General features: G+C 70.6%; 11 protein-coding genes. 3 read left to right on the top strand and 8 right to left on the bottom strand.

The window, feature by feature from the left end; genetic code table 11:
- Positions 1 to 185: 185 nt before the first annotated feature.
- Positions 186 to 1,280, bottom strand: a complete 1,095-nt coding sequence (locus ABZT49_RS26670; RefSeq protein WP_355290592.1) for a glycosyltransferase — start codon at positions 1,278 to 1,280, stop codon at positions 186 to 188.
- Positions 1,281 to 1,576: 296 nt separating this feature from the next.
- On the opposite strand from ABZT49_RS26670, the gene ABZT49_RS26665 reads away from it, so the two are divergent.
- The gene (locus ABZT49_RS26665) at positions 1,577 to 2,614 is read left to right on the top strand and encodes a hypothetical protein (protein WP_355290590.1); all 1,038 of its coding nucleotides are present in this window, start codon (positions 1,577 to 1,579) and stop codon (positions 2,612 to 2,614) included.
- Between the two features lie 394 nt (positions 2,615 to 3,008).
- On the opposite strand, the gene ABZT49_RS26660 is transcribed toward ABZT49_RS26665, so the two are convergent.
- The 6 genes from ABZT49_RS26660 to ABZT49_RS26635 form a co-directional block, all read right to left on the bottom strand.
- The gene (locus ABZT49_RS26660) at positions 3,009 to 3,770 is read right to left on the bottom strand and encodes a response regulator transcription factor (protein ID WP_355290588.1); all 762 of its coding nucleotides are present in this window, start codon (positions 3,768 to 3,770) and stop codon (positions 3,009 to 3,011) included.
- Positions 3,771 to 4,633: 863 nt separating this feature from the next.
- A complete protein-coding gene (locus ABZT49_RS26655) occupies positions 4,634 to 5,794 on the bottom strand; it encodes a DegT/DnrJ/EryC1/StrS family aminotransferase (protein WP_355290586.1) in 1,161 nt (386 codons plus the stop codon).
- The gene (locus ABZT49_RS26650; protein ID WP_355290584.1) at positions 5,791 to 6,801 is read right to left on the bottom strand and encodes an NAD-dependent epimerase/dehydratase family protein; all 1,011 of its coding nucleotides are present in this window, start codon (positions 6,799 to 6,801) and stop codon (positions 5,791 to 5,793) included. The genes ABZT49_RS26655 and ABZT49_RS26650 overlap by 4 nt, the downstream gene beginning before the upstream one ends.
- A gap of 10 nt (positions 6,802 to 6,811) precedes the next feature.
- Positions 6,812 to 7,927, bottom strand: a complete 1,116-nt coding sequence (locus ABZT49_RS26645; RefSeq protein ID WP_355290582.1) for a DegT/DnrJ/EryC1/StrS family aminotransferase — start codon at positions 7,925 to 7,927, stop codon at positions 6,812 to 6,814.
- Positions 7,927 to 8,958 carry a Gfo/Idh/MocA family oxidoreductase gene (locus ABZT49_RS26640; RefSeq protein ID WP_355290580.1) on the bottom strand — a complete coding sequence of 344 codons (1,032 nt, stop codon included), beginning with the start codon at positions 8,956 to 8,958 and terminating at the stop codon, positions 7,927 to 7,929. The genes ABZT49_RS26645 and ABZT49_RS26640 overlap by 1 nt, the downstream gene beginning before the upstream one ends.
- On the bottom strand, positions 8,955 to 9,512 hold the full coding sequence (locus ABZT49_RS26635) for an acyltransferase (RefSeq protein ID WP_355290578.1): 558 nt from the start codon (positions 9,510 to 9,512) through the stop codon (positions 8,955 to 8,957). Before ABZT49_RS26635 ends, ABZT49_RS26640 begins: the two co-directional genes overlap by 4 nt.
- Before the next feature lie 248 nt (positions 9,513 to 9,760).
- Here ABZT49_RS26635 and ABZT49_RS26630 point away from each other — a divergent pair, with 248 nt between their 5' ends.
- The gene (locus ABZT49_RS26630; protein WP_355290576.1) at positions 9,761 to 10,573 is read left to right on the top strand and encodes a WecB/TagA/CpsF family glycosyltransferase; all 813 of its coding nucleotides are present in this window, start codon (positions 9,761 to 9,763) and stop codon (positions 10,571 to 10,573) included.
- Between the two features lie 265 nt (positions 10,574 to 10,838).
- On the opposite strand, the gene rplS is transcribed toward ABZT49_RS26630, so the two are convergent.
- A complete protein-coding gene (gene rplS, locus ABZT49_RS26625) occupies positions 10,839 to 11,237 on the bottom strand; it encodes a 50S ribosomal protein L19 (protein WP_093567864.1) in 399 nt (132 codons plus the stop codon).
- Positions 11,238 to 11,515: 278 nt separating this feature from the next.
- Here rplS and ABZT49_RS26620 point away from each other — a divergent pair, with 278 nt between their 5' ends.
- Positions 11,516 to 11,803, top strand: coding sequence for a GCG_CRPN prefix-to-repeats domain-containing protein (locus tag ABZT49_RS26620; protein ID WP_407943576.1), 288 nt, complete (start codon positions 11,516 to 11,518; stop codon positions 11,801 to 11,803).
- The last annotated feature ends 35 nt before the right edge of the window (positions 11,804 to 11,838 follow it).

Genomic DNA, 11,838 nt, shown 5'->3' with positions numbered 1-11,838 from the left:
CGTCACATGTGTATACGAGACCGGCGGGGGGCGCGGCCGGGGCGAGAGCCCCGGCGAAGTCGTTTGAGCGGTGGGCCTTTCTGCACGATCAGAATCAACGTCCACCACGTCATTCCGGGGCCGCGCAGCGGAGCCCGGAATGACGCGGCGGGTGTGGAAACGGCAGAGGCCGATCGAACAGGCTCTCAGCCCGTCGGGCTCCGCGACGGCGCTCCCGGCGCCGCGACGCCACCGCCCTCCGCCGCCGCCCGCCTCCACGCCGCCTCGAGCACCGCCGCCATCGCGGGCGCGACCGACCGGAAGGTAGTGCCCTCGGCGACGGTGCGGCGCGCGCCGGCGCCGAGGCGGGCGCGGGCGGCGGGATCGTCCCACAGGGCCGCGACGGCGGCGGCGAGCGCCGCGGGGTCCTCGGGCGGCACCAGCAGGCCGTTCTCGCCCTCGCTCACGTAATCCTCGGTCCCGGCGGCCCGCGTCGCCACGACGGGCTTTCCGAGCATCATCGCCTCCAGCACCGTGACCTGGCCGGAGGTGAAGGTGGTGTTGCGCAGGGGTACGACGTTGACCCGGGCCCGCCCGCAGAGATCGTGGCACTCGGCGATGGTCAGGCCGCTGCGCACCGTGACGTTTTGCGGGAGGTCGAGGCCCGCGACGGCGTGGGCGCCGGCGACGATCACGGTGGGCAGGCCGAGCGGGGCGACCGCGGCCACCAGGGTGGCGTAGTCCCGGTTGGCCGAGCCCATGGCGAGCACGAAGGGCGCCGCCTCGTCCTCGTGCGTCTCGCGCGGCTCGTCGTGGATCGACAGGGGCACGAACACGAAGCGGTCGCGGGGCAGGCCAAGCCACTCGGCGTAGAGCGCGACCTCGCGGCGGGAATGCACCACGAACACGTCGACCTGCCCCAGGACCGCGCGGGCGAGACGCGCCTTCCAGCCCCCCGGCGTCCGGCCGAGGTTGAAGCACCAGGCGACGAGGGGCACGTCCCGCCGCCCGAGGACGAGCTTGACCAGAGCCGCCGTCACGGCGAGCTGCGGGAAGCCGGTCATCACCCCGGCGCCCCCCCGCGGCGCCGCCCGCACGAGGCGCCAGGCGCTCCAGGCGTGGCGCAGGTAGTCCGACCATTCCGCCGCGCCCGTCACGGCCCGCGAGCGGTCGTGGCCGTAGGGTGCCGGCGCCGTCGTGAACCGGTGGGGCCCGCCGACGTGACGGGGGATCCAGTCGCCGCCCTCGTCCCGCAGGAAGGGCACCGCGAGGATCCACTGCATCGAACCGGCTGGCGTCATGATCGATCCGGACTCTGCTGGTCGCGGCCCAAGTCGCCCAAGTCGCCCAAGTCGCGAAGGGCGGGGCCGCGAGGGGGAAGCGCTCGGGAGGGGAGCTTAAAGGACCGCCCGGGCGGCCCGGGGGGGTGCAATCCGGCGGCCCGTCCCCCGAGAAAGGCGGCGGCCACCCCCGAAAGGTGCAGGACGAGCGCCACCTCCGGCCGAGATCCGGGGCGGCCCCGCGCCCCGAAGGCGACGCTTCGCGCGACGCCCCGGCCCGCTACCCTGGGGCCGGTCCTGCCGGGAGATCCGCGCCGATGCACCGTTCCGCTGCCGCCCTCGCGCTCGGCCTCGCCCTGCTGGGCCCTCCCGCGCGGGCCGACGACCCGTTCCGCGATCCCGTCGCGCAGCCCTTCGCCTCGACGAGCATCTGGAACACGCCGCTCGGCCGGGGGGCGGCGTTCCAGCCCGGCGACGCGGCCGAGACGGCGCTCCTGCGCAACCAGAATGCCGGCGGGCCGGCGGGCGCCTATGCGTGGATCGGCGGCCACGCCTTCGGGATCTACCGCCAGGCGGCGGACGATCCGGAGCGGACGTGGACCTATCGCGGACGGCCGCCGAGCGTGCCCTGGCCCCATGGCGGGGCCCCGAACGGCGGCCGGTTCACCTTGCGCACCCCGCCCGGCATCGCCTTCCTGGGCGGCACCGACCGGCACGCGGTGCTGATCGACGCGGAGGGCCGCTACGCCTACGAGCTGTGGCTCGGGGCGTTCGACCCGGCCCGCAAGCTCTACTCGGCGCAATACCTGGTGCGCACCGACCTGCGCGGCAGCGGCATCTCGGCGACGCCCGGCACCACGGAGGGCGTGCGCGCCTTCGGCGGCTCGCTCATCGGCGGGCTGGTGCGGCGGGCCGAGCTCGAGCGGGGCGAGATCCGCCACGCCATCGCGATGGCGGCGAGCACCAGCCAGGCGAGCCCGACCCGCATCGTCTGGCCGGCCTCCTCGACCGACGGGGGCGGGCACAACGCGCATACCGGCACGATCCCGATGGGGGCCCTGTTCGCGATCCCGCCGCAGGTCGATCTCGGCCGCCTCGGGCTCACGACGCCGGAGGGGCGCTCGCTCGCCCGGGCGTTCCAGGAGTTCGGCGGCTACATCACCGACACCGCCGCCCGCACCCTGGTGATCGCCTATCTGGAGGAGGGCTGCACCGAGACGCAGATCAACCATCTGCAATCGGACAAGGACAAGATCCTGTCGGTGCTGGCGATGGTGACCAACAACGACGCCGCCCATCCGGGCGGCCCCGGCGCCCGGGTGGCCCCGCCGCCGCCGCCGCTCAAGGGGGAGTGAGGTCGCCGCGGAGAGACTGTCCGGGGGTTGGCCAACATAATCCGATCCCTCCGCGTCATTCCGGGGCCGCGCAGCGGAGCCCGGAATCCGAGCCGCAGGGAGGCCAGGATAAAGCGGAGAGCATTCCGCCTCGTTCTGCACCACCTGAGTGTCTGGATTCCGGGCTCCGCTGCGCGGCCCAGGAATGACGCGGAGGATGTCAATACCGTCGAGACAGCTGAACAAGCTCCAAAAATCGTCGGCCAATGTGCCGGATCGATCAAGGCAATCGACGAAAAGGAAAATCGACGCCAGCCAGGTCGACCGCGTCGGATAGAGGGATAGCACGATGAGGGGCGGGTCACGGCTCGCCCCGGGCGGGACCGCGCGGGAGACCTCCCCCGCGCCCCCTGTCCTACAGCTTGAGGTCCGCGCGGGATTCGAAGGCGCGAATCGCCACCTCGGTCCGGTTGGTCGCGCCGACCTTGCGCATGATGTTGCGCACGTGCACCTTGACGGTGCTCTCCTTCATGTTGAGCTCGAAGGCGATGATCTTGTTCGCCTTGCCCTTCTGCAGCTGCTCCAGCACCGCGGTCTGGCGCGGGGTGAACTGGCTGCGGGGGTCGGCCGCGCCGGCATCCTCGGCTCCGCTCCGGCGCTGCAGCAGGCAGCTCGCCGGCACGAAGACGCCGCCGGCCCGCACCAGCCGCATCGCCTCGATCGCCACCTTCAGGCTGACATTGGTGGGGATGTAGCCGCGGGCGCCCTCGTTGAGCCGCTCGACGATCTCGCCCGGATCCTCGCTGTCGCAGAGCAGGACCAGGCTGGTGTTCGGCCCGATCCGCGAGCGCAGGGCGGCCTCGCGCTGGGCGGCGCCACGCCCGGCCTCGCGGGGATCGTAGTAGAGCACCACCAGGTCGCCATCCTTGTGGCCGACCTTGCCCCGCTCCCATTCGTCAATCGACCCGAAGGTCACGACCTCGTGGTCCGGAATTGCTTCGGCGAGGCAGTTGCGCAGGCATTCGCGCACCAGCTGCCGCGGCTCGATGATCGCGATGGCGGGCTTCAGGCCGGGCTCCTCGCCGGGCTCGAACGCCTCCACCACGGCGTCACTCACTTCGACCAGTCTGCGGCCCCGCGAAGCGAGGCCGTAATCAACGAGAGCGGGCGTCGACATGCTTCACCTCCACCACTGTACGATCGAGCATTATTGTTGGATGCGGCTCTCGGCGTGATGGTCACGGCCCGGCGCGATCCCGCCGTGCCACCCCTTGTCCGGAGCCGAATCTGTGGAGGTAACCGGCGTCACCGGGCCCTCGACTGCATGATCCAGTCGATCCGACCCCCCGTATCCGCCCGCTCCTCACGATTTCAGTCCTAACACGGTGTCAAAACAGTTACAATCCTCAATATGATGAACTAGGCCAGCTTCCACTGATGAGATCCGGCGGTTTGATTGATCATAGGCTAGAGTCGGTCATTTGATACACACGCAAGACGTGTAGTCTGTAATCGAGCACGGAACATTAGTGACGCAAGAGGATGTGCTGCTGACGTGCAAAGACGCCCGACGGGACCTCTATCAGTCCCCGGGCGCCCTATACTTGGACAAGAAGATTTTTCGACGCGTCACGAGCGAGCGTCATGCCGCGGTGCGGCGATCGTGCTGGCGTCTCTCTGATACGAGACGGACCGTCGTCAATGCGTCAGCGGCGGCCCGGTTCTCGGGCGCCGGCTTCCGGAACGGCGTGGCCCGCACCAGTCCCGACGGGGATGAGGGCGGGAAGCGGCTTCCGTCCTTCGTCCTCGACCCACCTCATCACCGCTCCCATACATCAATCTATGTATATAATTCGACATTAGCGCCGCAACGCGGCGCGCTTCGTCCGCGCTTAACAATCATCTGAAGCATGTCCAGTCAACCATATCGTTTGATAATTTTTAACGGTAAATGTCCCGCTGTGCCGAACCAGTCCAGAAAAGATCAGCGGCGGGCCTGGTGGCCCGCCGCTGCTGCGACCCGGTGATGAACCCGAAACCTCAGGCGCTGAGGGGCAGGGCGGGACGGCCCGCCAGGGCCTCCGCCAGGGCGCCCGCGACGGCGTGGACGGTGTCGTCGCCCATGCCGGAATAGAGCGGCAGCAGGATGCAGCGGTCGCGCGCGGCCTCCGAGTGGGGCAGGGGCGCTCGCAATCTCAAGTCGGCATAGGCCGGCTCGAGGTGGATGCACATCACGCCGCGGCGGCTGGCGATGCCGCGGTCGAGCAAGCCCTGCATCACGGAAACTTGATCGGCTCCGTCGTCCAGGCGCACGGCGTAGCTCTGCCAGTTCGACCGGGCCCAGTCCGGCTCGGCCGGGACCGCGACGGGCAGGCCCGCCAGGGCCTCGGCGTACAGAGCGGCGAGGCGTCGGCGTTCCGCCACGATGGCATCGAGCCGCGCGAGCTGCACACGGCCGATCGCCGCCTGCAGATCGGTCAATCGGTAGTTGTATCCCATCGTCGGGTAGTCTTCGAAGACCACCGCCCGGCTGGCGTGGCGGGCGACGTCCGAGACCCCCATCCCGTGCTGGCGCCAGAGCCGGAACTGGCGGTCGAACGCCGCGTGGCGGGTCGTCAGCATGCCGCCCTCGCCGGTGGTGAGGATCTTGCGCGGGTGCATCGAGAAGCAGGCGACGTCCCCGAGCGGCCGGCCGATCCGCTGCCACGCGCCGTCGATCCGGATCTCCGAGCCGATCGCGCAGGCGGCGTCCTCGACGAGGCGGATCCCGTGCCGGCGGGCAATGCCGATCAGCCGGGCCATGTCGCAGGGCATGCCGATCTGGTGCACCGCGAGGATGGCCTTGGTGCGCGGCGTGATCGCGGCCTCGGCGAGGTCCGGGTCGATGGTGAGGGTGACGGGGTCGATGTCGACCAGCACCGGCTCGGCCCCGCATTGCCGGATGGCGTTGGCGCAGGCGATGAAGGTGTGGCTGACGGTGATGACCTCGTCGCCGGGCCCGACGCCGGCGGCGAGCAGCGCCAGGTGCAAGCCGGTGGTGCAGTTCGAGACCGCGCAGGCATGGGGGGCGCCGACGGCCTGCGCGAACTCGGCCTCGAAGGCGCCGACCTGCGGCCCCTGGGTGAGCCAGCCGGACCGAATGACGGCGCTCGCCGCCTCGACCTCGGCTTCGCCGAGGCTCGGCTTGATGATCGGGATCACGAGGCGAGCTCCATCACGGGGGCGACGGCGGGGGCGGCGGGCCTGCTGTTCGCCCGCCACCAGGCGACCAGGGCGTCGAGGCCCTCGTCGAGGCCGATGGCTGCCTGGAAGCCGGTCAGCTCGCGGGCGAGGCGGGTGTCGGCGAGGCGCCGGGGCACCGGGTTGACGCTGCGCTCGGCCTCGTGGACCGGCACTAGGTCCGGCCGGCCCATCACCGCGGCGAGGCGTTGCGCCAGTTCGAGGAGCGAGGTCTCCTGTGCGCGCCCGACATTGAGCGCCACGTCGCTCGCCGAGGAGAGCGCCGCCAGGATGTTGGCCCGGGCGACGTCGCGCACGTCGATGAAGTCCATGGTCTGCAGCCCGTCGCCGAAGATCAGCGGCGCCTCGCCGCGGGCGATCCGCTCCATCCAGCGGATCAGCACTTCGGTGTAGCGCCCGTGCAGGTCCATGCGCGGGCCGTAGACGTTGAAGTAGCGGAGCGCGACGTAGTCGAGCCCGTTCATGTCGTTGTACGAGCGCAGCAGGCCCTCGCCGAAGCTCTTGGCCGCGCCGTAGAGCGTGCGGTTGCCGGAATGCGCCTCGGATTCGGGAGTCGGGAAGGTCGTCGCCATGCCGTAGACCGAGGCCGAGGAGGCGTAGACCACCTTGCCCACCTGTTCCGCGACGCAGAGCTCGACGAGGCTCGCGGTCGCGTCGACCATCACCTCGATCGCCTCGCGCGGCTCGGCGGCGCAATGGGTGATGCGGAGGGCCGCCTGATGGAAGACGGTGTCGCAGCCCGCCACCAGCCCGGCCATCAGGTCGCGGTCGCGGATGTCGCCGATGACGAGCTCGACCGCGCCCGAGGCCATGGCGCCCGACAGGTTCTCGGTCCGGCCCCGGATCAGGTTGTCGACCACCACGATCTCGCGGCAGCCGCGCGCCACCAGGAGGTCGACGATGTGGGAGCCGATGAAGCCGGCCCCGCCGGTGACGAGGACGCGGCCCAGCTCGCGGGAGGGTTTCACGAGAGACGGCTCACACGGCTTCAGCATAACCATCTCCCAGGCTGTCGGTGAGGGCCGAGACGACCGTCGCGATCTGGCGCTCGGTGATCTCGGGGAAGAGCGGCAGGGACAGCCACTCGCCGGCCAGGGCCTCCGAGACCGGGCAGGGCGTGCCGAGGCGCACGCAATCGGCGTAGGCCGGCTGGTGGTGCACCGCCTTCGGGTAGTGGATGCCGGTGGCGACGCCCATGTCCTGCATCCGGGCCCGCACCGCGTCCCGGTCCGGCACCCGCACGGCGTAGACGTGGTAGACGTGGTCGCGCCCGCCGGCCTTCGGCGCCTTGAGGCCGGCCTGCGAGAGCAGCGCGTCGTAGCGCGCGGCCGCCCGCCGCCGCCCTTCGGTCCAGCCGTCGAGGTAGCGCAGCTTCACCCCGAGGGCCGCCGCCTGCACGGTGTCGAGGCGGTAGTTGAAGCCCGGGCGGACGTGGTTGTAGCGCCCCTCCTGGCCCCAGTCGCGCAACGAGCGCAGGGTCTTGGCGATGTCGGGATCCTCAGTGGTGATCGCCCCGCCCTCGCCGCAGGCGCCGAGGTTCTTGCCCGGGTAGAAGCTGAAGCAGCCGACCGTCCCGAAGGCGCCGGCCCGCTTGCCGCCGCGCTCGGCGCCGTGGGCTTGGGCGGCATCCTCCACCACCGTGATGCCGTGGCGCTCGGCGATCGAACAGATCGCCGCCATGTCGGCGAGGCGGCCGTGCAGGTGGACCGGCACCACCGCGCGGGTCCGGGTTGTGATCGCCGCCGCGAAGGCCGCCGGGTCCATGGTGTAGGTCTGGGGGTCGACGTCGACCAGGACGGGCTTGGCGCCGGCATAGAGGATCGCCGCGACGGTGGCGACGAAGGTCATGCCGACGGTGATCACCTCGTCGCCCGGGCGCACCCCGGCGGCGATCAGCCCGAGATGGAGGGCGGCGGTGCCGGTCGACACCGACACGGCCTCGGCGGTCCCGCAATGGGCCGCGAAGTCGCGCTCGAAGGCGGCGACCGGGGGCCCGAGCACGTAGGCGCCGCTGCGGAGCACCGCCAGCACCGCCTCCTCCAGGGGCTCCTGCACGGCCCGGTACTGGGCCTCGAGGTCGAGAAGCGGGATCATCAGGCAGCCCTCAGGGGAGACAGGTCGATCGGGTGGCCGCGCTGGGCCAGGGACTGGGAGGCGGCCTCGAGCAGGCGCACCACGCGCAACCCGCTCTCGCCGGAGGTCAGCGGCGCCTCGCCGGTGGTGATGCAGCGGGCGAAGTGCTCGATCTCGGTGACGAGCGCTTCCTTGACCGGGATGTGCGGGGTCCAGACGTCGCCCATGCGGTAGGACGGCAGGATGCGCCGGATCTCCTCCTGCGAGGGCCGCTCGTCGATCTCGACGCCGCGGTCGTAGACCTTCACCTTCTCGCTCGGCTCCATGTCGTCGAACACGATCATCCGGCGGCTGCCGCCGATCAGGGTGCGGCGGATCTTCACCGGGGCGAGCCAGTTCACGTTGAGATGCGCAGTGACCCCGCCCTCGAGGTAGAGGGTGATGTGAGCGAGGTTCTCCGGGCTGCCCTTGATGTGGCCGGCGCCGGTGGCGGAGATCGCCAGCGTCTCGGCCGGCAGCAGGTAGTCCAGGATGGCGAGGTCGTGGACCGCCAGGTCCCAGATCACGTTCACGTCGTCCTGGAACAGGCCGAAGTTGATCCGCGTCGAGTCGTAGTAGAACAGGTCGCCGGTGACGCCGGTATCGATCAGCTCGCGGATCTTCTGGACCGCGCCGGTATACACGAAGGTGTGGTCGACCATCAGCGTGAGGCGGCGCTTGGCCGCTTCCGCCACGAGGCGGGCCGCCTCGCGGGAGGTCGGCGTGATCGGCTTCTCGACCAGCACGTGCTTGCCGGCCATGAGCGCGGCGAGCGCGATCTCGTAGTGCAGCTTGGTCGGCGTCGCGATGGCGATCGCGTCGATCTCCGGATCGGCCAGCATCCGCTGCCAGCTCCCGTCGATCGTCACGCCCGGATGGCGGGTGGCGGCCCGTCCTTGCGCGGCCGGCGACGGATCGGCGATCGCCTTCAGGACCGTGCCGTTCGCCTCCGCGACGCAGCGGGCGATGTTCGGCCCGAAATAGCCGTAACCGATGACTCCGATCCCGATCATGACGCCTCCGCGAGGTTGAGCAGGGAAGAGGGGTGGGAGAGGGGGGCGCCGGCGGCATCGCCGGACGGCTGGGCGGCTCGGGCGGGCACGCCCGCCGACTGGCCGGCTCTGGCGGGCACGCCCGCCACGTGGGCGCCGGGCGGCACGTCGCGGGTGACGACCGAGCCGGGGGCGATCCGGGCGCCGGCGCCGATCGCGAGCCCGCACAGGATCGTGGCGTTGGCGCCGATGACCGTGCCCGCCCCGACCCGGGTCGTCTCGAGGGTCCAGTCCTCCGGCCCCATCAGGGTGCCGGCGGCCGTGACGGCGCGGGGATGGCGGTCGTTGGTGAACATCACGCCGGGACCGACGGTGACGTCGTCCTCCAGGCTCACGCCCTCGCACAGGAAGGCGTTGGCGCCGATTCGGCAGCGCGCCCCGACGGCAGCGCCGCGCTGGATCTCCACGAAGGGCTCGATCCGCGTGCCCGGCCCGACCGTGCAGCCATAGACGTTGACGAGGGCGGGATCGACGAACTCCGCGCTGGCATCGATCCTCGCATTCACGACCGGCATTCCGTCCCCCGTCGCATCCCAGTGATGGGACGCTAGGCGGCCGGCGCGGCCAAGTAATCGTGCCAATGCGAGGGTACGCGTTACACCCTAATCACCCCGATCGACGTCAGAACGGCCCAGTCATTCTACCGCTTCGGATGTAGAGGCCGGCGAGAAAACCAATCCGGCGGGGAGCGACGCCTCGCCGTTTTCCGCTCTGGGCAGGGGATGCCTTCGATTCCGACACTCGTCGGCAAAGGAGCACCGACATGCCGACCATAGCGGACAAAGCCCCGACCTGCGTGGTCCGGGGCCTGAGCTTCGACGCCCTGGCGACGGCCTTGAACAGGGGCCGGACTACGATCTTCACCCTCAACATGATGCATATGCGACTCCTGGCCCGGGAGCCGGAATTCCGCGAGAGCTACCGCCAGGCCTCGATCGTCACCCTCGACAGCAACCTGCTCAACACCGTCTTCCTGCGCCGGCGGATGACGGTGGCGACCGGCAGCGACCTGGTGCAGCACCTCTCGGCCCGGCGCTCCTTACGCGACCGTTCGGTCCTGGTGATCGGCAACGTGACCGTGGAGGAGGCGTCCGCCGTGATGGCGAGCCGGCGCCTTGACGTCGTGCGCCCGCCCTTCGGCTTCATCCACGACCCGGCGGCAGTGGACGACGTCATCGCCCGGGTGCGGGAGGCCGCGCCCGACATGGTATTCATCGCCGTCGGGGCGCCGCAGAGCGAGATGCTCGCTCTGCGCCTGCGCCGCGCCGGCCTCGCCGAGCCGTCGATCCTGTGCTGCGGCGCGGCCTTCGAGTTCGCGCTCGGCAAGCAGACCCGCTCGCCGGCGATCCTGCGCCGCACCGGCCTCGAATGGGCCTGGCGGCTCGCGAGCAACCCGAGGCGGCTCGCCGGCCGCTACGCTTCGGATGCCGGCTTCCTGCTGTCGATGCTGGGGCCGCTGACCCGGCTCGCCCGCTCCGGCGCGCTCAAGGTCGGCGGGCTGCAATTGCAGTTCCGGCAGGAGGCCGGCTTGGCGCGCAAGGCCGGGTTCGGGCCGGGGGCGCTCGGGGCGGGGTAATCTGAGAACCCGGTCGGACGACTCGACAAATTTACTATCCCACCCGCAACCTCATCCGGAGGTGCTGCGTAGCAGTCTCGAAGGAGGCCTCCAGTAACCTCTGCGATCCCTGGAGGCCTCCTTCGAGGCTCCCTTCGGTCGCACCTCAGGATGAGGTCGTGGGTGGGGAAGAAACGACTCGATTGAACAGGCTCCGACATGCAAAAAGGCCGCCTCGACCCGATCGGGGAGGCGGCCTTTTCGATTTCGCGCTCTGCGAAAACTCTTACTCCGCGGCGGCGGGCTTCTTGGTCTTGCCCTTCTCGGCGCCACGCTCGGCGCGCTCGGCGATGCGGGCCGACTTGCCGCGGCGATCGCGCAGGTAGTACAGTTTGGCGCGACGCACCTTGCCGCGGCGAACCACCTTGATCGAGTCGATGTTCGGCGAGTAGATCGGGAAGACGCGCTCGACACCCTCGCCGTACGAGATCTTGCGGACGGTGAAGCTCTCGTTGATGCCGCCGCCGGAACGGGCGATCACGACACCCTCGTAGGCCTGGACGCGGCTGCGCTCGCCTTCCTTCACCTTGACGTTCACGATGACCGTGTCGCCGGGCTCGAAGTCGGGGATCGTCTTGTTGAGCTGAGCGATCTGCTCCTGCTCGAGCTGCTGGATGATGTTCATCGGTCAAACTCCTGCCGTCGCCGCCGCGCCCCGGGATGGGATCCGGCGTCAGGATTTCGGCGTCCTGTTGTGAGTTGCCGGCTCCTTACAGGAACGGCCGCGGCTTGTCGACACGCGCCGACACGGCATTTTTCGCAGCAGGCGACCGGCCAATCGCGGTCGACCGGGGAACCGAATGGCGGGAAGCGTGTTGCTTCGGCTCGGCGCGGCGTCGCCCCCCGGTGCCGGCCGCTCCTCTGGACCCACAGGTCCGGGGACCATACGGAGGACCATCCACCATGCTGATGCGTTGGAAGATCGCCGGCCTCGCGGCCCTGGCGTTCGGCGGTCTCGCCGCCGCTCCCGCGAGCGCGGCCCCGGCCGGGCCCGGCCTCGCCGGCCTGCTCGCCCCCGAGGCGCCGGTGACGCAGGTCGCCCAGGGCTGCGGCCCCGGCTTCGCCCGCGGGCCGTACGGCCGCTGCCGGCCGATGTATGGCCGCCGCTTCTATGGTCCGCCGCGGGTCTACGGCCGCCGCTGCTTCATCCGTCCGACGCCGTACGGGCCGCGCCGGGTCTGCCGGTTCTGACCGGCGACGCGTGACGATCCGGGCGGGGACCGCAA

Source organism: Methylobacterium sp. EM32 (genome assembly GCF_040593685.1).
GTDB lineage: Bacteria > Pseudomonadota > Alphaproteobacteria > Rhizobiales > Beijerinckiaceae > Methylobacterium.
This window is presented reverse-complemented; position numbering and strand designations above follow the sequence as displayed.

What these genes read in the sequence shown, in the direction of transcription:
- ABZT49_RS26635 (WP_355290578.1), bottom strand. Translation starts at nt 9,512, where the DNA reads ATGCCGGTCGTGAATGCGAGGATCGATGCCAGCGCGGAGTTCGTCGAT.
- ABZT49_RS26645 (WP_355290582.1), bottom strand. Translation starts at nt 7,927, where the DNA reads ATGATCCCGCTTCTCGACCTCGAGGCCCAGTACCGGGCCGTGCAGGAG.
- ABZT49_RS26665 (WP_355290590.1), top strand. Translation starts at nt 1,577, where the DNA reads ATGCACCGTTCCGCTGCCGCCCTCGCGCTCGGCCTCGCCCTGCTGGGC.
- ABZT49_RS26640 (WP_355290580.1), bottom strand. Translation starts at nt 8,958, where the DNA reads ATGATCGGGATCGGAGTCATCGGTTACGGCTATTTCGGGCCGAACATC.
- rplS (WP_093567864.1), bottom strand. Translation starts at nt 11,237, where the DNA reads ATGAACATCATCCAGCAGCTCGAGCAGGAGCAGATCGCTCAGCTCAAC.
- ABZT49_RS26620 (WP_407943576.1), top strand. Translation starts at nt 11,516, where the DNA reads ATGCTGATGCGTTGGAAGATCGCCGGCCTCGCGGCCCTGGCGTTCGGC.
- ABZT49_RS26660 (WP_355290588.1), bottom strand. Translation starts at nt 3,770, where the DNA reads ATGTCGACGCCCGCTCTCGTTGATTACGGCCTCGCTTCGCGGGGCCGC.
- ABZT49_RS26670 (WP_355290592.1), bottom strand. Translation starts at nt 1,280, where the DNA reads ATGACGCCAGCCGGTTCGATGCAGTGGATCCTCGCGGTGCCCTTCCTG.
- ABZT49_RS26630 (WP_355290576.1), top strand. Translation starts at nt 9,761, where the DNA reads ATGCCGACCATAGCGGACAAAGCCCCGACCTGCGTGGTCCGGGGCCTG.